Below are 21490 nucleotides of genomic sequence, written 5' to 3' on the forward strand. Positions count from 1 at the left end.
ATTTCAAGTAAAAAATTTTTTGAGGTGCACATTTTATGAAAAATTTTGAACCTTTACTCCCTTTTTATGAGTTCATTGCAACAAATGTATCTGTTGGTATTCATGCTGTAGACCTTTCTGGCAAAACAATTATTTATAATACAAAGATGAAAGAAATTGAAGGTTTCCATTTTGATGAATTAGCAGATCGCTCTGTTATTGAAATGTTTTCCTTCCGCCAGCATGAAAGTACTTTAATGCGAGTATTACAAACAGGCAAAAAGGAGATCAATGTAAAACAAACTTATTGGAATAAAAATGGTCATGAAATTACAACGATTAATGATACTTTTCCACTTTATGTTGAAAATAAACTAATTGGAGCGATCGAATTTGCTCGTGACATTACATCACTCGAAAAGCTAGTTTATCAGCCTCTTCGTCGATATGATGAACCTTTAACATTCGATATGATTACAGCTGTATCCGAATCGATGCGACAAATTATCGCAAACGCCAAAAAAGCAGCAGCTGTGAAATTACCGGTATTACTAATTGGAGAATCGGGTACAGGAAAGGATTTAGTCGCAGAGGGCATGCACCATGCAGTATCGGCTGATCCTGAAGCATTTGTAACTCTAGTGAGTCGTCGCTCTGCTCAATCTGTTTTAGACAAATTACAGGAGCTCTTACAAGATGACAAAGCATACACTTTTTTCTTTGAACGCATAGATTTTTTAAGTCTAGATATCCAAGAGCAACTTTTAGAGATATTACAATCTCTTCCACAGTCTAAATACATGCTCATCGGTAGTGTCGGAAGCGACCCTATTGCATTGATTGAGGAGAAGAAACTTTCAAAATCACTGTATTATTTCTTTGCTACAATGTCTATTACCATCCCAAATCTAACAGATCGAAAAGAAGATATTCTTCCATTCGTAGATGATTACTTTAACCGCCATCGAGAACGCTTCGCTTCAAATGTCGCGAATCTAGCACCTGATGTACAGGATTTATTCTTGCAATATGATTGGCCAGGAAATTTAAAAGAGCTTGAGCTATTACTAGATGAAATTGTGTCATTTATGACCACTGAATCAACAGTTACCTCAGATTTATTACCAATGCATTTCCGTTTCAAGGTACAGCAGCAAGACACATCTAATCACGAGCCGGAATTCTTTATGTTCCAGCAACAGAACGATGTTATGCCGCTCGATGCTTATTTGCGTGAAGCCGAATCATATTATGTGCAAAACGTCTTAAATTTATATGAAGGCAATATTACAAAGGCCGCTAGTGCACTTGGCATGAGTCGTCAAAACCTACAATATCGAATTCGAAAAATAAAAAATCAATAGTTATATTTGAATACAAAAAAACGAGGGTACCTTCATATTTGAAAGCATCCTCGTTTTTTTATCACGCATTAACAGGCAGTAATTTATATCTCAAAATTCAGCAAAAGCAAAGAAGTTAGGTAAAATAACTGCCAGTAAACGCCCGATCAGTGGAAACTAGTAATCAGTGGAGATCACTGATTACAGTTTTACTTTATTGTCCTGACTGTTCGATCCAGTCCTGTAATTTATCTTTTAGGGAATTAAAACCATTCGCATCCGATTCATCTACACGGTCCTGCAATGATTTACGTGGTAGTACATCTTTTTTACGCAATGTAGCTGGGCGCTCCTGCAAAGCACGAATCGATAAACTAATTTTTTCGGCATCTTCATCGATTTCAAGTATCTTCACTTCGACCTCTTGCCCAACTGACAAAAATTCACTAACGTCCTTTACAAAGCCGTACGTAATTTCGGAAATATGTACAAGGCCTTGTGTATCTTCATCAAGCGCAACAAATGCACCATATGGCTGTATACCTGTAACTTTACCAGTCAACACGTCCCCTAATTCATATTTTTGTCCCATAACCTTTGCCCACTTTCTTTTTGTTTGCTACGTATATATCACCATAAATTATAACATAGGTGTATTAGTGGGGCAAAAAATCTCCTTACTCGTTAATAGCACTAATTAGGTAATGCTGTCCACCATTTTTAGTTACTACAGAGGTTAATTTAAAGGATAATTGCTGTCCAATTACTCCATGTGCTGCACTTTTTACAGTGGCTCCAATATGAAGTGAGTAACCCTCTATTTCATGAAGAGATTTAAAATTTCCCATCCCATCAAACTGAACAACTTTATCTATATCCAAATCATCAGTTAGTAGTGTTTGAGCTACTTCTCGATCACCAACCCCATGAGCATATAAAAATAAACTAACGATATTTATTGGATTTAATGTGTCAATAATTGTCTCGTCTCTCGTCTCAACATACGAATTATAAAGAGATTTAGTTTGCTCAATCCAATCAGGATTAATTGCTATACTTGTTGTCCCATCCTCCGTCTGCATATACGTGTCTTCTCGCGCATATAAAATCCCCATCCATATATCGTATGGTGTTAACTGTTCTAGAGTTTTGGATTGTCCAGTCAACTTTATTTCATCTAGTATTAATTGAGCAGTTTTGCGCATTGCCTCACCATATTCACCATTCGCAATAATCGTTAGTAGATCCATGTATTCAGGCTTAAATTGACCAGTTTTTGTGCGAATTGGATTGCTGTCAGTTCCTTTAATAATGGCAAGCCACGTATTTTCAAACTCTCCCTTTAATACGTTAAAATTAACCTGCTCAGTAGATTGATCTGCTACAAGTGTTTTTTCATAGAGACGCAGAATAGTGGCAGAATCCTCTATAGAATAAAGTAAATCTCCGCCAACAAGTAAAGAGCCTGTAGCCAAGTATTTAAAATAACCTAATACATTTGGGTGAAGGCGGTCCAAATATTCGGGCGCGTCTTTTCCGAATACAGGATTAGGTCGAAAACTATAACTTTGTCCATTATATCGCAATTCCAAATATTGCCTTTTAGCCGTAGCAATTAATTTATTTAGGTCTGTAGGGAGACTTTTTGGTTTTTGTGATAATACTTTTTCATACGGAGCAAGTTTATTGGAATAATAGCCTGCAATTTCTTCTACCGAGTTAGAATATATACTATAAAAGTAATAAGATTCTTCAAACGACATAGGATTTTCGAAAGTTTCGATACTCTGTATTAGCTCCCGTGGCGTTTGTAGATTATCCAATGCATCTTTTTCTAAACTTTTTAAAAAGTCATTATTATTGGTGTTCTGTATTTCTATAAACATCTCTTTTCTTTTAGGTAAAGAATAAATTTCAGTATCTGCAATTTGAACTTTTGATATCTCACTAAACTCTTTCTCTGGTATATCGAGCTCTTTACGCATCTGCTCACGTTTTTCTTGATATTTTTTTGTAAAGTTTGAAACCCATTCGTTATATTTTTGTTCTTGTTCCTGTTCAGCTGTTTGAACAAAAGTCGATGGATCAATGACATACGACGAAATAAGAACACTTAATAAAAGTACACTTGCAATGCTTGCTATCCAGACAGCTGGCTTTTGCCATCTTAAGGGGGGCTTTTTTGTTGTTATGATTTCTGGCGAATGTTGTGTTGCATTTTCTGCTTCGATTTGTGTGAAAACGGCTTCTGGATCTAACTGTGATTCCATGCGATCATAGGATTTTTTTAGAAGCTCCATTCGTTTTTCAAATTGTTTATCATCCATTTTCAACACTCCCCTCCTGCATTAACACCGCTTTGAGCTTTTCCTTTGCACGTAATATACGAACTTTGACAGTTGATAACGAAATATTTAGTACCTCGGCTATCTCCTCATACTTTAATTCATGGAAGTAAAATAATATAAGAGGATAAAGATATTTTTCATCCAGTTCGTTAATGGCATTATGTAATAGCCTATCCTCCTCAAAATTAAGGGCATGCTTTTCTGCTGAAGATGAGGGCATTTGTTGCTGAGCACTTAGCTTTTCTTCCTTTGCCTGCTCTCGTTGTTCTTTGCGATAATAATCACGTGTTGCATTTAATGTGATTTTATAGAGCCATGTCGTAAAACGATCCTGCTTAAATTGATGTAAAAAACGATAGAGCTTCACAAATACCTCCTGCGAAACATCTGCTAAATCATCACTATGTACGCCGCATTGAAAAGCAAATTTTTCAACTGTTCGTTGATGTATTCGGATCAGCTCTATATAGGCGTCTTTGTCTCCTAGCTGAGCCCGTTCTATTAATTCAGTTTCTGTCACAGTCATCCCCCCCTTTGCACATGTAACGAATCATCCCTCCTAATTGTTACATATTTAAACAAATTTTACTTTTTTAATAATTTACCCAAACACTTATTATGCCTCTAAAATTACCCCGGTTGCACAAACGAAATTATTTTAGAATATCTATAAGTCATTTCTGAAATTTGCTTGTGTAACGAGAATATTGCTGTAAAATGAAACTTTAGTATAAGGAGGATTTATTTTCGTGTCTTCGAGAGATCAATTTACATCTAAAATTGGGTTTATTTTAGCTGCCGCTGGAAGTTCTATAGGGTTAGGAGCGATTTGGAAGTTTCCTTATATGGCGGGTACTAACGGCGGAAGTGTTTTTATTTTATTATTTATCCTATGTACATTTTTCATCGGCTTGCCGGTATTAATTGCAGAATTTATGATTGGACGTCGCGGGCAAAAGGATGCCGTCACGTCGTTCAAGGAACAAGCGCCAGGAAAACCATGGTACTTAATAGGGTGGGGCGGCATGATTATTGCCGGTCTAATACTTTCATTTTACAGTGTTGTTGGTGGCTGGATTTTAAGCTATTTAGGCCGTTCCCTAACGTTCCATTTCAATAGTTCAAATGGTAATTATGCAGATTTATTTAGTAACATTATTTCAAGCCCATTTGAAGCGGTGATTGTTCAAGGGTTATTTATGTTGTTAACTGTAGTGATTGTATCAGCTGGTATTAAAGGCGGGATTGAAAAAACTAGTACATGGATGATGCCACTGTTATTCATCTTTTTCATCGTATTAGTTATACGTTCTTTAACTTTGGACGGTGCAATGGAAGGCGTCAAATTTATGTTCGTCCCTGATTGGTCCTATTTAAATGCGGAAACATTTTTAAAAGCGCTTGGACAAGCATTCTTCTCGTTAAGTGTTGGGATTGCGGTAATGATCACATACGCTTCCTATTTGTCGAAATCAGAAAAGATTGGAAATTCAGCCATCAATGTGGCATCGATGAATATCATTATTTCTTTACTTGCAGGTCTAGTAATTTTCCCAGCAGTGTTCGCACTTGGCTATACTCCTGATCAAGGCCCTGGCCTCGTTTTTATTATTTTACCTGCTGTTTTTGAACAATTACCTCTTGGTGGTCTATTCTTAACGATTTTCTTCGTACTCTTACTATTTGCAACAGTTACTTCTTCCATTTCCATGTTAGAAATTGTCGTGGCTATCGCAATTGGAGATAAGCCTGAAAAGCGTAAAAAAATCGCTTGGATTGGCGGTATTATTATTTTTATTGTCGGTATTCCAAGTGCATTATCATTCGATATCCTATCTGATGTAAAAATTTTAGATCGTTCTATTTTCGACTTTGTAGACTTCTTGACGAATAATATTGGTATGCCAATTGGAGCCTTACTAATTTCTATCTTTGCAGGCTATTATTATACAAAAGATATTTCTCGTAAGGAGCTTGCCTCATCTAGTCTGATGTTCAATATTTGGTATATTTTAATTCGGTATGTTTCTCCAATAGCGATAGTAATTATTTTCATCCAGGGGATCTTACCTTTGTTTAAATAAAAAAACGAGGTTGTCTCTCAATTGAAAGTGACAACCTCGTTTTCTATAGAAAAGCAAAAGCATCATTGCGTCCGGATTCGGCTTTGTGCTTAGGCCAACAGATGTTTTTTGCGCGTAAGCGTAGTGCTAACGCAGCGGCAGCGGCATATGTTTTTTGCGCGTAAGCGTAGCGGCAGCGGTATGATGTTGGTCACTCAGTCATTGCTACAGGACGTGGTGTTCTTATACTGAGTTCCTTTATTTTAGCGGATGTTTTGACTCCCGCTAAAAAGAAGTTAAATAATGCATTTTGCTTCAAATTTTATCGCAATAAGTTTGTACGAAATAGCTACACAATCTTCAAATGGAATCCATTCTTCAAACGAATGCTCATATGTTTCTTGAATAACCTTTGCAAGAGTAGATGGATCATCAATACCTTGCAATGCTGCTACAACATCTGCAGTTTCAGTATCATAATGATCTGGACCTAAGTGGAATGGATCCCACTCCTCTAGCAGACGTACGGCTGCTTGATTCATTTTTATATTTTCCAAAATACTCACCTATTATCCTTTTATCATACTCGTATGATACCATAGTAAATAAAAAAGAAAAGAGTGATTTGCTTGTCTATTTTCGATCAAACTATTAAACGTCGTTGTACAAACTCTGTAAAGTGGGACGCAATGGAAAATGTATATGGGCTACAAGATGCTTCAGACATACTACCAATGTGGGTAGCTGATATGGATTTCGCTGCTCCAGTAGCCGTATCAAAAGCGCTACAAGAGCATGCTGAAAAGACAGTTTTCGGCTATAGCTTTGTTAGTGATGAAGCAGTGCAAGCGATTGTAGACTGGCAGAATGCTCATCATGATTGGCACATTGACAAAGATTCAATTGTTTTCTGTAACGGTGTTGTTGCTGCTTTAGCGGATAGTATCAAGGCATTTACAAATCCAGGAGATAAAGTACTTATTTCCTCACCTGTCTACCCACCATTTTATAACATTCCAAAAAGTAATGGCCGAGAGATTGTTAGTTGTCCTTTAGTAGAAAAAGATGGCACATTTGTCTATGACTTTGAAGCCTTTGAACAAGCACTTGCTCAAAATGTGAAAGCCTACATATTGTGTAATCCTCATAATCCTGGAGGCTATGCATGGGATGAAGTTACATTAAAGGAAATCGTACGACTATGTGCAAAATATGATGTAGTGATTATTTCCGATGAAATTCATTCTGATTTAATGTTAGATGGCTCAAAACATACACCATTAGCAAAAATCGCTGGTGATGAAATTGATCGTATTATTACGTGCATGGCACCGACAAAAACATTTAATCTAGCTGGTATTCAAGTCGCTTATATGATTGTGCCGGATAAGGAAAAGCGTATGCTACTAGAAGCAGTTCATATGGCTAGTGGGCAAGGCTCCTTAAATACCTTTGCTTCTGTTGCACTTCAAGCTGCTTATACAGAGGGTTCCCCATGGTTAAATGACATGCTTTCTTATATTTCAACTAATATGGACTATGTGATTTCTGAATTAGGGCAATTACCTGGCATCCATATTAATAAACCTCAGTCCACATATTTACTTTGGATTGATTATCGAGAATTAGGACTTGATGAAAAAGAAATCATGAAACGCTTGCTGGAAAATGGCAAGCTAGCATTAGAGCCTGGGACAAAATATGGTGAAGAGGGTCGTGGCTTCCTACGTATGAACGTCGCTTGCTCATTTGACACAGTGAAAGACGGTGTTCAGCGCTTTAAGCAAGCACTTCAGCAATAGAAAATAAATAGCGAAGGATATCTCAAGTTTTCCCGAGATATCCTTTTTTTGTTTAGAAAATATATCTCATATGGAGAATGGTACTAAGAAAACAATACATGAGGTGTTTTGGCATAAAATAAATGCGAAAATACAAATGCCCCGCAGTCCTTAAAGGCTGCGAGGCATCTCGTACAATCAATTATGCCTCGGCATAATTGTAGGCTATAGGCTAACAGATGTTTTTTGCGCGAAAGCGTAGTGCAACGAAGCGACAGCACAGATAAAACCGTGTTGCTGTCGCTTCGCTTTCGCACAGATAAATTGCCACAGGACGTGGCGTTCTTAGACTGAATCCCTCTAATTCAGTGGGTGTTTAGACACCCGCTAAATACAGTTAAATATTTTGCTGATTGTTTGTATTATTTTTCTCTGAAAGAATACGTGCTTCGATTTCCTTTGATTTCATTTCTTGTTTCTTAGAAATCTTACGGAAAACAGTAAAGACAACAATACATAAAATAAGCATTATTAAAAATTCAAAAGCTGCAGGAATGTAGCCTGATTTATCTTCTGGGAAATATAAAAATTGATACATTAAATGTTTCATGTTTTACACGTCCTTACAATTATTATTCAAAAACTGTAATTGACTCGATTTTCACATCTTCTACTGGTTTATCACGCATGTCTTTTTCTACGTCTGCAATTTTGTCTACGATGTCCATTCCTTCAACAACATGACCAAATACTGTATGTTTATGGTCTAACCAAGGAGTACCACCATTTTGAGCATATGCTTCAATAATTTCTTCTGGGAAGCCAGCACCTTGTAATTGACGAAGCATATCACTTGGAAGGTGCTTCATTTGTACGATAAAGAATTGTGAACCATTTGTGTTTGGACCCGCATTTGCCATTGAAAGGGCACCGCGAAGATTAAATACGTTTTCAGAGAACTCATCCTCGAAAGAGTTACCCCAAATTGATTCACCGCCCATACCTGTACCAGTTGGGTCACCACCTTGAATCATAAAGTCTTGGATCACACGGTGGAAAATGATGCCGTCATAGTATCCTGATTTTGCATGGCCTAAGAAGTTTTCAACAGTTTTTGGTGCATGCTCTGGGAATAATTTAATTTTGATGGCACCTAATGTTGTTTTCATTTCTACAAGTACTTCGCCTTCTAGTACTTCTGTTGTTAATTGTGGAAACATTGAAGTCTCTCCTTTAAATGTAAAATTTCAGTTTCAATGAAAATGATAGCACTATCATTTCTGACCTCATTTTAGTCTAACATACTTCTTAATGGTTTTCTTCACCAAAGTATTGACGATTTTTTGCACTTTTAATTTTTTAGCTTATCACCATACCGTGGGGTTGATTTCCGTTCCGGTTGGACGCTTCGCTTTCGCACAGACAAAACCCAGTTGCTGCCGCTTCGCTGCAGGATCTCGAGCCAACATGTTGTTTGTCACGAAGGCGTTATCACAGTACTGGTTAAGAAATATTCTTTCATATTAACCCCCTTAGTATATTTTTTATGATTGTTCATATATTCCGTTGGTCAATCGTAAAAATGGATTATATGGATAATGATAAAAAAAAACGGAGGGATTGAAATGAAATTCATACAAAAAATAAGTGTAATCGGACTGTCGGTATGTATGTTGAGTATCGTTTTTTCATCTGCCAGCATGGCAACAAAAACCGTTACAGAAGAGCACCTGAATTCAGTAAATGATAAAAATAAAAAAGAAGTTAATTATTACAAAAACGACTCCGCCAAAATATTAGCACAAGAAACAAAAACGGTACTGATTAAAACAGTAAAAGAGGATCAATCATTATTAGAGCAAAAAACAAAAGAATTTGAAGAAAAAATGAAAAAGGAACAAATAGCCTTTATTGAAGAGGGTTTGAAAAAAGCAACAACGCTTCAAGATGTAGAAAAAGTAAAAAGTGAAGCAGCCAGCTTATTAACAAAAGAAAAAGAATTGTTTAAAGCAGAAAGTGAAAAATATGTAAAACCAATGATTGATACGGAAAAAATGAACTTAGCGATGATTTCAAGTTCATATAAGACGTTTAGAGATGACTTTTTCACCTTTAACAAACACGGATTCTATTACTATGATGTCGATAAAAATGAATTTGTTCCAAACAATAAAGTAAATACAACAAAAGAGGTAAAAGAATTTGAAAAAAAACACATAGAAGATACAAAAGTAAAAGATAATCCAATCAACACCTTAATCCTGTTCATTCTCCTTGGATTGTTATGTATAATTCCTCTTTTCATAAGTAACAGACAAAAAAACAGAGCGTAATCTTTGTTGCTGCTAGTAGCCTTCGTTCTCTATCGCTAACCCTAAGGAGTTGCCAAACCTCCACTCCAATCAACTTATTTACAGGAACACGCATTCCTATAAAATAACACCCCACTTTTTAGTTTTATCGACATTCGCCTTCCTAAGAGCAAAAAGGATTTACACAAAACTGTGTGTGAATCCTTTTACTTTATTATGTCGCCCAGCCTCTACTCCAATCATTAATAAGCTTTAACAACCGTCATCTCCAACTTCATGGCAAAATTAATTATTTGATAAATACAAATAGGTCGTAACGCGTATTTGGAAACTATCCAAATTATGTTATTCTGTTGAGTGACTCATATTTAGAGTGGAGGCACACATGAAAAAGGCTTTTGGTTTTTTTATCATTTTACTGTCCTTACCTGTCCTTTGGTGGATTAGTACAAATATTAGGACAGAGATCAATGCGGCACAAGCGCATGAGGAGGAAATTGCTAGTGCTATTCATTTACCGGAAGTACAGCCACAGCTTCCAGTAACACTTATTGATCGAAACGGCAAAACATTTAGCGAGGAATATGTCGAATGGCGTCAACCTCTAACATTACAGGAAACCCCAAAAATTGCCCAGGAAATTTTTATCGCAAGTGAGGACGCACATTTTTATGAGCATATCGGCTTTGACCTCAGTGCGATCATCCGTGCAGTTGTTGCTAACTCAAGCTCAAATTCAGCTTCTCAAGGTGCTAGCACCATTACACAGCAGCTCGTTCGTATGCGTTATTTATCCGATGAAAAAACATATGAACGAAAATTAACAGAGATTTTTTACTCCTATGAGCTTGAGAAAGAATTTGATAAAGACGAGATTTTAACGATGTATCTAAATGAAGCCTATTTTAGCAATCAAGTTTATGGAATTGGTGGAGCAGCTACATATTATTTTCAAAAACCACTCCAAGAGCTATCTATAGCTGAAATTGCTTTTATTGCTGCCATTCCAAATAACCCCTCGCTTTATAATCCTTTAAAAAACTTTGATAAAACAAAAGCGAGGCAAGAGCGGTTATTAGATACACTCGCAGCGAGTGGCGCTATAACAAAAGAAGATGCCACTACATATAAAGCTGAAACTATAACGTTAAATGTAAAGAATAAAGCGCAAAGCTACCCTATGTACAGCACGTATGTCCTACAAGAGCTTAGATGGTTAGTTGCAGAAAAAGAAGGTTATTCAGATCGACTTGCAAATACACAAGGCGAGGAAGAGAAGAAAAAAATCAAAGCGCAGCTAGACAATCGACTCAATACATTATTCCAAAATGGATTAACGATTTATACCGCGCTTGACCCAGACAAACAAGCACATGATGAGAAAAAAATGACTGCAATTCTAGGCTCAGGTAAATTACAAGCAGCTGGAGCAGTTATTGATAATACATCCCGAGAAGTTGTTAGTCTTTATGCTGGGAAAAACTACGAGAAGTTTGGTTATCATCGTGCCTTTCAAGGTACGCGTCAGCCAGGCTCTGCCTTTAAACCGTTAGCGGTGTACGCTCCTTTCTTTGAAACGACAGCTCACACACCTGATTCTATAGTAAGTGGTGGCAGTTATTGTGTCGGTTCATTTTGTCCGCAAAACTATGGAGGCTTTAAATACGGTGATGTACCAATTCGAGTAGCATTTCGAAATAGTTACAATACATCGGCTCTTCGTCTCTTTAACACAGTCGGAATTGACACAGCCTTTAGTTACTTAGATCGCTTTCATTTCCGCTCCATCGTGGCAAAAGACCATGATTATGCTCCTGCCTCTTTGGGAGGGTTAACGTATGGTGTTACAGCACTTGAGCTAGCAGATGCTTATACAAGCTTTATAGACGGCTCATACGTACTTGCCCATAGCATCCGTAAAGTAACAGCATCTGATGGCACGGAGCTTTACAGCTGGGATTCAGCACGCGATCAAATTTGGTCACCGAAAACGGTTAAGTATATGCGTTCGATGCTTACAGATGTTGTTACTAAAGGTACAGGACAAGGCGTTTATAGTAGAAGTAACTATGTCGGTGCCAAAACGGGAACAACTAACGACTATCGCGACTACTGGCTTGCTGGATTAAATGATGAATACACTGCAGCAGTATGGCTTGGCTACGATAAGCCACAATCTATGGAGAGTTTAGAATCTTATAAGATTCACCACAAGCTATTTAATGTTTTACTGGAATAAAAATCAATTATGCCTCGGCATAATTGTAGCTGACGCTTTGCTTTCGCTACATAAAACATTTGTTGCTGTCGCTTCGCTTCCGCACAGATAAACAATACGTCCGGAATCGGCTTTGTGCTTAGGCCTGCGTGAGAGCCGACACGATGTCGGTCGTTTCGGTAATGCCACAGGACCTGGCGTTTTTACCGATGCAGGTCAGTTAGCCGTTATCGCATGGATGCGATGATTTTAGGCTAACATCCTTTAAGCACTCCTTTCCGATTCCGTGACATCCGCCGGAGGCTTAACTTCTTACAGCGGATGTCTTTTGTACCGAAAGCGTAGCGACAGGTACAGATGTTTGGACAACCGCTGTAAGAAGTTAAAAGGAGCAGCCCTGAGTGAAATTCTTCACTCTAGGGCTGCTCCTTTATTGTTTTAACGTTACTATGTAATTTAATAAACCACGGCATTTAATGAGCAAACGGTAAGCTTGCCAAAATACCATTATACAATTTTAAAACAACATAAACTAATAGCGATAATAGTATTGTCCACATAAAAAGCTCAAATACTAATAAGCCAATCGTTCCACCCATCGACATAAAATGACTCATTTTATAGATAAGGTAAATAAAGTAGATAAAAACAGTTAAGATAAAAATACCTACTAAAACGTAAATAAATTGAATAGCAAAGGCTGAACAGATTGCACCAACCAATAAAATGATGTATCCACCTCGTGCTTGATTAACTGTCGCACCATCATGATCCTTTGAGAAAAACAACATTCCTAGTTCATGAATAGTTTCCCCTACTAATTTTAATGCCGAAAATAACATAAAAAAGATTACTGCAAAGACAATTAGCAAGAATACACGGAGCTCGAAATCGGATAAAAACTCACGCATGCCGGAATACACACCGATTGCATGAAAAACTAGCAACGATTCACTTACTGCATACATTCCAAATGTCAAACTAAACAATAAAATCGTAATTAATGGTAGATAACCATAAATATAAGGGTTCTTCATAAATTTTTTTCCTCTATTATTATTGATAACTTCCTATTTATAATATATCCAAAATTCTTCCACTATCGCAAGCTAAATCCTATGAGCATATGCATTCATACAAAAAGTACGATATAATTAACATACTTATCTGCATAAAGGAGGATTTTTTTGTTACAAGTACTTTATATTTTCATTCCAATGCTTGCTGCAATATTTGTGCCACTTTTATATAAAAGCATTAAAAATATTCACACAGGCTGGTTTGTTCTTGCGGTACCTGCTACACTCGCGATTATTTACGCGTCTTATATCGGAAAAGTAGCAGATGGTAAAGTATTTCTTGAAGAGCTTCCTTGGATTCCATCGCTTGATATTTCCATCGTTTCTTATTTAGATGGACTTAGCTTGCTGTTCTCATTACTGATTACTGGAATTGGCTCATTAGTCGTACTTTACTCTATTTTTTACTTAGACAAACATAAAGAAAAATTACATAATTTTTATGTTTACCTATTATTATTTATGACCGCAATGCTAGGAGTAGTACAGTCAGATCATTTAATTACGCTGTACTTCTTTTGGGAACTAACATCTATTTCATCATTTTTACTGATTGGCTATTGGTATTCTCGTGATGCCTCTCGCTTTGGTGCACTTAAGTCAATGATGATTACAGTCGGTGGCGGCTTAATGATGTTAGGAGGATTCATCCTTCTTTATATAATGGGAGGAACGTATTCAATCCGTGAACTTATTATCATGGCACCTAGTTTAGTGCAGCATCCGCTGTTCACCTGGTCGCTCGTTTTAATACTTCTAGGAGCATTTACGAAATCTGCCCAATTCCCATTCTACATTTGGTTACCAGATGCAATGGAAGCGCCAACACCAGTAAGTGCATACCTTCACTCTGCAACAATGGTAAAGGCAGGTATTTATTTAGTTGCACGCTTTACACCGATTTTTGCTGTTTCTGAGCTTTGGGTATGGCTCGTTACAGGCGTAGGTATCTTAACGCTATTCTGGGGTTCATTCTTTGCTGTGAAGCAAACAGATTTAAAAGGGATCCTTGCTTTCTCTACAGTGAGTCAGCTTGGACTTATAATGTCATTGCTCGGCGCAAGTGCTTTGGCGTTTCATGGCAACGGGGCAACAGATACTATTAAATTTGCTGCCTTTGCGGCGATTTTCCACCTTATTAACCACGCAACATTTAAAGGAAGCCTATTCATGATTGCTGGTATTGTCGATCATGAAACAGGTACACGTGATATTCGTAAGCTCGGAGGCTTAATGAGTATTATGCCGCTTAGCTTTACAGTAGCGGCAATCGGAAGCTTATCAATGGCTGGTCTACCGCCATTTAATGGCTTCTTAAGTAAGGAAATGTTTTTAACTGCAATGCTTGCACTGCAAAATTTCGAATTTTTAGGCTTTGAAACATGGGGAGCACTCTTCCCGATTGTTGCTTGGATTGCTAGTATATTTACATTTGTCTATAGCTTCTATTTTGTTTTCAGAACATTTACTGGTAAATATACACCAGAAAAATTACCTCATAAACCACACGAAGCACCGATTGGCATGCTAATTTCGCCGATGATTTTAGCAGCATTAGTCGTAACAATATTCTTTATTCCGAACCTAGTTGGTGATACTTTTGTAAAGCCAGCAGTACAAGCTATTCAGCCATTCTTATATGATTCACCGAAGGATATTGATATTCATGTGGCAGCCTGGCATGGTGAAATTACACCTGAATTGCTTATGACGTTTGGCATAGTAATTGTTGGGGTTCTATTATTTGTAGCGTTACCGAAATGGCAGGGTATTTATCAAAAATTCCCACGAGCTTTAACATTAAATAATGCATACAACAAGATTATGCTTGGACTAGATGTTGGGTTAAATCGCGTATCACGTCTTTATATGACAGGCTCTATGCGTCACTACCTGCTGTATATGTTTAGTAGCATTACAGCAATTGTAATAGGTTCTTTATTTGTGAAGGATGCTTTTACAGTCTCCTTCCAAGATACTGCACCTATTCATCCTTACGAGATCATTTTAGTTTTGGTGTTAGTCGTTGGAACAGCCATTACTATTTTAGCAAAATCACGTTTAACAGCCATTATAGGTCTTGGTGCAGTGGGCTACACAGTAGCATTATTCTTCGTTATTTTTAATGCTCCTGATTTAGCATTAACACAGCTTGTCATTGAAACAATTTCTGTTGCGCTATTTTTACTAGCGTTTTATCATCTGCCTAAGCTTGGAAAACGAGAAGAGCGCATGAGATTCCAATTAAATCGCGCGATTGTTTCCATTGCAGTCGGTGTTATGGTTACGCTTTTAGCACTGTCTGCACATTCACAAAAATTGATTCCAACTATTTCGAAGTATTATGAGGAAACAGTTTATTCAAAAGCAGGCGGTGGAAACATTGTCAACGTGATCTTAGTAGACTACCGTGGCTTTGATACATTATTTGAAATTACAGTACTAGCTATTGCTGGAATGGCCATTTTAGCAATGATAAAGCTACGCATGAATAGAAAGGAGAAAACACATGAAAACAAATGATGTCATTATACAATTTACAACAAAAATTGTATTCTTCATTATTTTCTTCTTCTCCATTCATATTTTTCTCGCTGGTCATTACACACCTGGAGGCGGCTTTGTTGGTGGACTTTTAACATCGAGTGCTATTGTACTCTTAGTCCTTGCCTTTGATTTAAATACGGTTCGTAAGGTTTTACCTATAAATTATACGTATTTAACAGCAATTGGCTTACTACTTGCACTGGCAACAGCCGCTTTCCCAATGTTTGTAGGTCAACCGTTTTTTACACATTTCTTTGATTATTTCGATTTACCGCTTCTAGGCAAACAGTCATTACACACGGCTATGCTTTTTGATAGCGGTGTCTATTTGGTTGTTGTCGGCGTTACGATGACCATTATTCAAACGATTGGGGAGGATGAATAATGGAAATATTGATGGCGTTTGTCATAGGCTTTCTGTTTATGGCAGCGGTTTATTTAATCTTATCTAAAAGCTTATTGCGTATTATTATCGGGACAGGCCTTTTAAGTCATGGCGCTCATCTTCTCATTTTAACGATGGGCGGGCTAGGTGGAGAAGCACCACCTGTTTTAAAGGAAGGGGCAAAAACTTTTGCAGACCCATTACCACAGGCGCTTATTTTAACAGCGATTGTTATTAGTTTTGGGGTAACAGCTTTCTTCCTTGTACTAGCATACCGTTCTTATCAGGAGCTTGAGACAGATGATATAAGCTTAATGAGAGGAAGTGATGAGGATGAATAACTTCCTTCTACTGCCAATTATCATCCCGTTTTTCTTCGGTATGATTTTAATGTTTGGGCAAAAAAACTTAAAATACCAACGTTCATTCGCATTACTTGGTATAGGGCTCGCACTTACATCAGCGATTTCACTACTTTTAAAGGTGAAAAATGACGGTATCCAAAAGGTGACATTCGGAGATTGGCCTGTGCCATATGGCATTACGATGGTTTCTGATATGGTGTCCGCACTGCTTGTCACAACAACGCTGCTGATCGCACTTTTTGTTGTTTGGTATGGCTTCGGTTCCATCACAAAGGAACGTGAACGCTTCTTCTACTATCCTGGAATTATGTTTATTTTAACCGGGGTTAACGGGGCATTTACGACAGGCGATATTTTTAACCTTTTCGTATTCTTCGAGGTATTGTTAATGGCCTCTTATTTACTCATCGTTCTTGGGGGCGAGAAAGGACAGCTTAAAGGTTCTATTAAATATATTTTAATTAATGTTATTTCATCTGCATTATTTGTTATTACAGTTGCCTACCTTTACTCTGTAGTAGGTACATTAAACATGGCAGATATTGCAGTAAAGATTGCTGAAATTAATCAACCAGGTATCGTTACTGTTATCGCTGTACTATTTTTAATGGTATTTGGGTTAAAAGCGGCTATTTTCCCGCTATACTTTTGGCTTCCAACTTCTTATGCAGCAGCACCTATACCAGTACTAACGCTATTTGGTGCACTACTAACAAAGGTGGGCATTTATGCGATTACTCGAACATATACATTGTTCTTTGTTCATGATTTATCGTATACACATGATCTACTGATGGCATTAGCAGTTGCAACAATTATTGCGGGCTGTATTGGTGCACTTGCCTATCACGATGTAAAGCTCATCATTATCTATAATATTGTCATAGCTGTAGGTGTTATTTTATTCGGTGTATCTCAAATGAATGAAATCTCCCTAAAAGGTGCAATGTTCTATTTAATTCATGACATGCTTATAAAAGCAGCGCTCTTTATGTTAATAGGCATAGTGATTTACATTACGGGTACATCTGATTTACGAAAAATGGGCGGTCTTATGAATAAATATCCTGCTCTTGGTTGGTGCTATTTAATTGCAGCATTTGGTCTAGCAGGGATTCCTCCACTTAGTGGCTTCGTTGGAAAGCTGTTGATTGTACAGGGAGGATTTGAAGCAGGCAGTAAATGGAGCAGTATTTTTATTTTAGCTTCGTCTCTTCTCGTTTTATTGTCTGTTATTCGTATTTTCCTTTATGCCTTTTGGGGTGAAGAAAAAGAAACAACGGGTACTGTCGATAAAAAAGTCTACAATACTCTATTTGTGCCTACTGTGCTTTTAGTACTCATTACTGTAGCCTATGGTGTAGGCTCTGAATGGATTACTCCATTTATGGACGATGCGGCAAAACTATTAAGTGATCCATCTATTTATATAGATGCTGTAATGAAGGGGGATTAGAGATTTGGCATTTCAAATTATTTTAAATGTTGTACTTGCCTTCGTTTGGATGTTCCTTTCTTCTAATTACACAGCAACAGGCTTTATCGTTGGGTTCATTCTCGGTATTATATTGCTCATTATTATGCGAAGGTTTTTTACTACCCGACTTTACGTCTACCGTATATGGGCAATGATTAAACTGACGTTACTCTTTTTAAAGGAGTTAGTGTTAGCGAATATACAAGTTCTTCAAGTAGTCTTAAAGCCTAAGTTGGATATGCAGCCTGCATTCTTTGCCTATCCGACTGTTTTAACAGAAGAATGGGAAATTACTTTATTATCCAGTCTTATTACGTTAACACCTGGTACAATAGTAGTGCATGTATCAGATGATGCAAAAACTTTGTATGTACATGCTATCGATATGAGTGATGTCGATGAAGCGATTACAGCAATTCGAGATTCATTTGAGAAAGCGATTTTGGAGGTGAGTAAATCATGACAACATTTATTATTGCTTCGATTGTAGTGATTTGCTTATCAATGATTGCAGTCATTTATCGAATGGTTAAAGGACCTTCTGCATCCGATCGTGTAGTAGCATTGGATTCATTAGGTGTATCAGTAATCTCGCTAATTGGACTGTTTTCAGTACTGGTTGAAACAAGCTTCTTCCTGGAGATTATATTATTGTTAGCGATTTTATCGTTTATCGGTACTGTTGCTTTCTCTAAATTCATAGAGAAAGGAGATATCATTAAACGTGACAATTCTCGCTAATAGTTTAGTTATCTTTTTCATTTCTGTAGGGGTGCTATTTATAGTTGTGACAGCCATTGGTCTTGTCCGTTTACCTGATTTGTACACACGTGCGCACGCTGCTTCTAAAAGTGCAACGCTCGGTGTCATGTGCGTACTCATTGGCGTATTCTTTCACTTTTGGCTGATTGAAGATCACTTTAATCCCCGCATTTTGCTCGGTATACTGTTCCTGTTTATCACAGGTCCTGTCGGAGGGCATATTATGGCTCGCTCCTCATACATCGCTGGCGTAAAACCTTGGAAAGGCACAGTACACGACGAGCTGGGACCTGAAATTGATCGGATGAAAAAGGAACAAGGCATTAAATAACTTTTAAAAATAGTTGGCCAATGAATAAACTTCATTGGCCAACTTTTTTTAATTATTTGATAGCATAAAAAATTCCTTCTCTAAACCAATGCCTTCCCAAAAGTTTAGTGCTAAGTCATTTTCTAAATCTACATAGACATTTACTACAGTAGTATCATGTTCGTCATTAAACCAATTCACTAAATCATCTACTAGACGTTTAGCAACCTTCTGTCTTCTATATACTGGTACTACATAAACCTCGTCTATTTGACCGTAGTTCATATCGTAAATAAAATCCTTTTTGATCGATGCCAATCCAAAACCAATCATTTCATTATTTTCATTCGTTGCTATATAAATGGCCCCATATTTTGAATGAATATATTGTTCCAGCTGTTCTTGAATTCCCTTCCTTTCACTCTCCCCTAATTCACAATCTGCCGTTTCTATGGCATTTTCATTCCATAGTTCCAATATTTCATTTAATAATTTCTGGTTTACAACATCCTCAGTTAATAGTTGAATATGTATGCTCATTTCTTTCATCTCCTATAACGTTTGATGATTTAATCATCTCACAATATATGGAATCATTCTATTATAAACAGGTAAATCTACCAATTAATTATACTTCGGCATAATTGTTGCTGTCGCTTCGCTTTCGGTACAAAAAACATTCGCTGAAAGAAGTTAAAAAAATCTGCTCATCATAAGTAAGCAGATTCTTTAAGAAAACAGATTTAGTATATATATCCTTTTAAAGTTAATATGTCTGTGAGCTGTTCTACGCATTCTTCGATAGAATGGCGTTCTGTGTCTAAAATAATTTCTGGGTTTTCCGGTTCTTCATAGGGTGCACTAATCCCAGTAAAGTTTGGAATTTCCGCATTACGAGCTTTTTTATAAAGACCTTTTGGATCACGTTTTTCACACGTTTCAACAGAACACTTCACATAGACCTCTATAAATTCTCCTGCTTCCACAAGCTCACGGACAACTTGACGATCTTCACGGTAAGGTGAAATAAAAGCAGTTAGAACAATTTGGCCATTTTCCACAAAAAGCTTAGATACCTCTCCAATACGTCGTATATTTTCCTTACGGCTTGTTTCGTCGAATCCTAAATCCTTATTTAAGCCATGGCGAACATTATCACCATCTAAGACAAATGCTTGATTGCCCCGTTCAAAGAGTCGGCGCGCGAAGGCATTCGCCACAGAAGATTTTCCTGATGCTGATAAACCAGTGAACCATAAAATAAAGCTTTGATGCTTGTTTTGTGTACGACGCTCCTCTTTCGTAATGGACGCTTCATGCCAAACGATGTTTGAACTCACTTTAAAACCTCCTTACGCATCCCTTTAATTAGTACATCTACAACCTCTTTACGACTAAATGTACTTGGTGGTACTTCGCCATTACGTAACATTTCACGAACCTTAGTACCCGATAAAATAACATGTGCTGAGCTATCATGTGCACAAGTTTTCGTCGTTGCCATGCCTTCGCATATGTTGCAATAGAAGCTATGCTCAAACTTTAAAGGAACAATTCCTAATTCATCTTCCGTAAATTGTTCAAAGATTTTTTGTGCATCGTATGTGCCATAGTAATCACCAACACCTGCATGGTCACGCCCAACGATAAAATGCGTACAGCCATAATTTTTTCGTACAAGTGCATGGAAGATAGCTTCCTTTGGCCCTGCATAACGCATTGCAGCTGGAAACACGCCTAATTGCACGCGTTTTTCAGGATAATAATTTTGTAGTAAAACTTCGTAACTTTCCATGCGAATTGCAGCTGAAACATCGTCTGACTTCGTTTCTCCAACTAGCGGATTTAAAAATAATCCATCAATTGTTTCAAGCGCAGCCTTTTGAATATATTCATGTGCTCGATGCACAGGATTCCGTGTTTGGAAGCCAACAATTGTTTTCCAACCCTTTTCAGCAAAAAGCTTTCGTGTTTCAAGCGGATCGAATGAATAGCTAGGAAACTTTTGCTCTAGACGTTTTACTAATGTAATTTTTCCACCCACATAAATACTTGGACGTTCAAGCAACTTGTTAACACCTGGATGCTGTATATCCTCCGTGCCGTATATTAACAATGCCTCTTTCCGTTTATTTGGCTCATAAATATCGGCAACTTCAATAACACCATAAACAGCATCACCGAATACTAGTTTTGCCTCATCACCAGGCTGCAATGTTGTCGCTACATCCTTTGCTACAGGTAATGTAATCGGAATACTCCATACCACGCCTGACGCTAAACGTGTATGTTCAACAACGGATTCATAATCTTCCTGCGTTAAAAAACCTTCAATTGGACTGTAACCACCGATAGCAATTAACTCTAAATCACTCAGTGCAATGGCATCAAGCTCGATAACTTTATTTATATGCGTTACATCCTTCTCTGGATTAAAGGCTTGCACTAATAGTCCACCATGTGGTTGTAAACTCATCAAAATCTCCTCCTAGTTCTATAAAATTACTCATTTATATTTAAG

Annotated in this window: 22 protein-coding genes; 12 read left to right on the top strand and 10 right to left on the bottom strand. The window is 37.3% G+C overall.

Annotation, left to right across the window (positions count from 1 at the left end):
* Positions 1–35 precede the first annotated feature (35 nt).
* Positions 36–1343 (top strand): AAA-type ATPase lid domain-containing protein, encoded by a 1308-nt coding sequence (locus ACIQ7T_RS06515; protein ID WP_370077999.1) that lies wholly within the window; start codon positions 36–38, stop codon positions 1341–1343.
* 193 nt (positions 1344–1536) lie between these two features.
* Here the strand turns inward: ACIQ7T_RS06515 and yugI are convergent, their stop codons facing one another.
* The 3 genes from yugI to ACIQ7T_RS06530 form a co-directional block, all read right to left on the bottom strand.
* Positions 1537–1914 (bottom strand): S1 domain-containing post-transcriptional regulator GSP13, encoded by a 378-nt coding sequence (gene yugI / locus ACIQ7T_RS06520; protein WP_132361692.1) that lies wholly within the window; start codon positions 1912–1914, stop codon positions 1537–1539.
* 85 nt (positions 1915–1999) lie between these two features.
* Positions 2000–3649, bottom strand: a complete 1650-nt coding sequence (locus ACIQ7T_RS06525; protein ID WP_370078002.1) for a hypothetical protein — start codon at positions 3647–3649, stop codon at positions 2000–2002.
* Positions 3642–4190, bottom strand: a complete 549-nt coding sequence (locus tag ACIQ7T_RS06530; protein WP_402869249.1) for an RNA polymerase sigma factor — start codon at positions 4188–4190, stop codon at positions 3642–3644. The genes ACIQ7T_RS06525 and ACIQ7T_RS06530 overlap by 8 nt, the downstream gene beginning before the upstream one ends.
* Before the next feature lie 229 nt (positions 4191–4419).
* Between ACIQ7T_RS06530 and ACIQ7T_RS06535 the strand changes: the two genes are divergently transcribed.
* A complete protein-coding gene (locus tag ACIQ7T_RS06535; protein WP_402869251.1) occupies positions 4420–5754 on the top strand; it encodes a sodium-dependent transporter in 1335 nt (444 codons plus the stop codon).
* Positions 5755–6029: 275 nt separating this feature from the next.
* Here ACIQ7T_RS06535 and ACIQ7T_RS06540 read toward each other — a convergent pair whose 3' ends face one another.
* Positions 6030–6290 carry a DUF1871 family protein gene (locus tag ACIQ7T_RS06540; RefSeq protein ID WP_132361698.1) on the bottom strand — a complete coding sequence of 87 codons (261 nt, stop codon included), beginning with the start codon at positions 6288–6290 and terminating at the stop codon, positions 6030–6032.
* 72 nt (positions 6291–6362) lie between these two features.
* On the opposite strand from ACIQ7T_RS06540, the gene ACIQ7T_RS06545 reads away from it, so the two are divergent.
* A complete protein-coding gene (locus ACIQ7T_RS06545) occupies positions 6363–7535 on the top strand; it encodes a MalY/PatB family protein (RefSeq protein WP_370078009.1) in 1173 nt (390 codons plus the stop codon).
* A 376-nt stretch (positions 7536–7911) separates the two neighbouring features.
* Here ACIQ7T_RS06545 and ACIQ7T_RS06550 read toward each other — a convergent pair whose 3' ends face one another.
* Together ACIQ7T_RS06550 and ACIQ7T_RS06555 are read right to left on the bottom strand one after the other, a co-directional pair.
* Positions 7912–8124 (bottom strand): hypothetical protein, encoded by a 213-nt coding sequence (locus ACIQ7T_RS06550; protein WP_053484185.1) that lies wholly within the window; start codon positions 8122–8124, stop codon positions 7912–7914.
* A gap of 22 nt (positions 8125–8146) precedes the next feature.
* Positions 8147–8734, bottom strand: a complete 588-nt coding sequence (locus tag ACIQ7T_RS06555; RefSeq protein WP_370078011.1) for a peptidylprolyl isomerase — start codon at positions 8732–8734, stop codon at positions 8147–8149.
* Positions 8735–9139: 405 nt separating this feature from the next.
* Between ACIQ7T_RS06555 and ACIQ7T_RS06560 the strand changes: the two genes are divergently transcribed.
* Together ACIQ7T_RS06560 and ACIQ7T_RS06565 are read left to right on the top strand one after the other, a co-directional pair.
* Positions 9140–9847 (top strand): hypothetical protein, encoded by a 708-nt coding sequence (locus tag ACIQ7T_RS06560; RefSeq protein ID WP_370078013.1) that lies wholly within the window; start codon positions 9140–9142, stop codon positions 9845–9847.
* 364 nt (positions 9848–10211) lie between these two features.
* Positions 10212–12065 (top strand): transglycosylase domain-containing protein, encoded by a 1854-nt coding sequence (locus ACIQ7T_RS06565; RefSeq protein ID WP_402869254.1) that lies wholly within the window; start codon positions 10212–10214, stop codon positions 12063–12065.
* A gap of 452 nt (positions 12066–12517) precedes the next feature.
* Here ACIQ7T_RS06565 and ACIQ7T_RS06570 read toward each other — a convergent pair whose 3' ends face one another.
* On the bottom strand, positions 12518–13081 hold the full coding sequence (locus tag ACIQ7T_RS06570; protein WP_370078017.1) for a DUF5366 family protein: 564 nt from the start codon (positions 13079–13081) through the stop codon (positions 12518–12520).
* A 150-nt stretch (positions 13082–13231) separates the two neighbouring features.
* On the opposite strand from ACIQ7T_RS06570, the gene ACIQ7T_RS06575 reads away from it, so the two are divergent.
* From ACIQ7T_RS06575 to mnhG, 7 genes are read left to right on the top strand one after another with little or no spacing between them, the layout of a single operon-like run.
* A complete protein-coding gene (locus ACIQ7T_RS06575; protein WP_402869257.1) occupies positions 13232–15646 on the top strand; it encodes a Na+/H+ antiporter subunit A in 2415 nt (804 codons plus the stop codon).
* Positions 15633–16055: a Na(+)/H(+) antiporter subunit B gene (locus tag ACIQ7T_RS06580; RefSeq protein WP_370078021.1), complete on the top strand. Its 423-nt coding sequence runs from the start codon at positions 15633–15635 to the stop codon at positions 16053–16055. The genes ACIQ7T_RS06575 and ACIQ7T_RS06580 overlap by 14 nt, the downstream gene beginning before the upstream one ends.
* Entirely contained in the window at positions 16055–16396 is a 342-nt protein-coding gene (locus tag ACIQ7T_RS06585; RefSeq protein ID WP_249106769.1) for a Na(+)/H(+) antiporter subunit C, read from the top strand. Before ACIQ7T_RS06580 ends, ACIQ7T_RS06585 begins: the two co-directional genes overlap by 1 nt.
* Positions 16389–17876, top strand: a complete 1488-nt coding sequence (locus tag ACIQ7T_RS06590; protein WP_402869260.1) for a Na+/H+ antiporter subunit D — start codon at positions 16389–16391, stop codon at positions 17874–17876. The genes ACIQ7T_RS06585 and ACIQ7T_RS06590 overlap by 8 nt, the downstream gene beginning before the upstream one ends.
* 4 nt (positions 17877–17880) lie before the next feature.
* Entirely contained in the window at positions 17881–18360 is a 480-nt protein-coding gene (locus ACIQ7T_RS06595) for a Na+/H+ antiporter subunit E (RefSeq protein ID WP_370078025.1), read from the top strand.
* Positions 18357–18638 carry a Na(+)/H(+) antiporter subunit F1 gene (locus ACIQ7T_RS06600; RefSeq protein WP_142510536.1) on the top strand — a complete coding sequence of 94 codons (282 nt, stop codon included), beginning with the start codon at positions 18357–18359 and terminating at the stop codon, positions 18636–18638. Before ACIQ7T_RS06595 ends, ACIQ7T_RS06600 begins: the two co-directional genes overlap by 4 nt.
* Positions 18622–18990 (top strand): monovalent cation/H(+) antiporter subunit G, encoded by a 369-nt coding sequence (gene mnhG / locus ACIQ7T_RS06605; protein ID WP_370078027.1) that lies wholly within the window; start codon positions 18622–18624, stop codon positions 18988–18990. The genes ACIQ7T_RS06600 and mnhG overlap by 17 nt, the downstream gene beginning before the upstream one ends.
* A gap of 48 nt (positions 18991–19038) precedes the next feature.
* On the opposite strand, the gene ACIQ7T_RS06610 is transcribed toward mnhG, so the two are convergent.
* From ACIQ7T_RS06610 to sat, 3 genes are all read right to left on the bottom strand, one after another.
* Positions 19039–19509, bottom strand: a complete 471-nt coding sequence (locus ACIQ7T_RS06610) for a GNAT family N-acetyltransferase (RefSeq protein WP_370078029.1) — start codon at positions 19507–19509, stop codon at positions 19039–19041.
* A gap of 203 nt (positions 19510–19712) precedes the next feature.
* On the bottom strand, positions 19713–20309 hold the full coding sequence (cysC, locus tag ACIQ7T_RS06615; protein ID WP_370078031.1) for an adenylyl-sulfate kinase: 597 nt from the start codon (positions 20307–20309) through the stop codon (positions 19713–19715).
* Positions 20306–21445, bottom strand: a complete 1140-nt coding sequence (gene sat / locus ACIQ7T_RS06620) for a sulfate adenylyltransferase (protein ID WP_402869263.1) — start codon at positions 21443–21445, stop codon at positions 20306–20308. The genes cysC and sat overlap by 4 nt, the downstream gene beginning before the upstream one ends.
* Positions 21446–21490: the final 45 nt, after the last annotated feature.

The organism is Lysinibacillus sp. NPDC096212 (assembly GCF_044763105.1).
Lineage (GTDB): Bacteria > Bacillota > Bacilli > Bacillales_A > Planococcaceae > Lysinibacillus.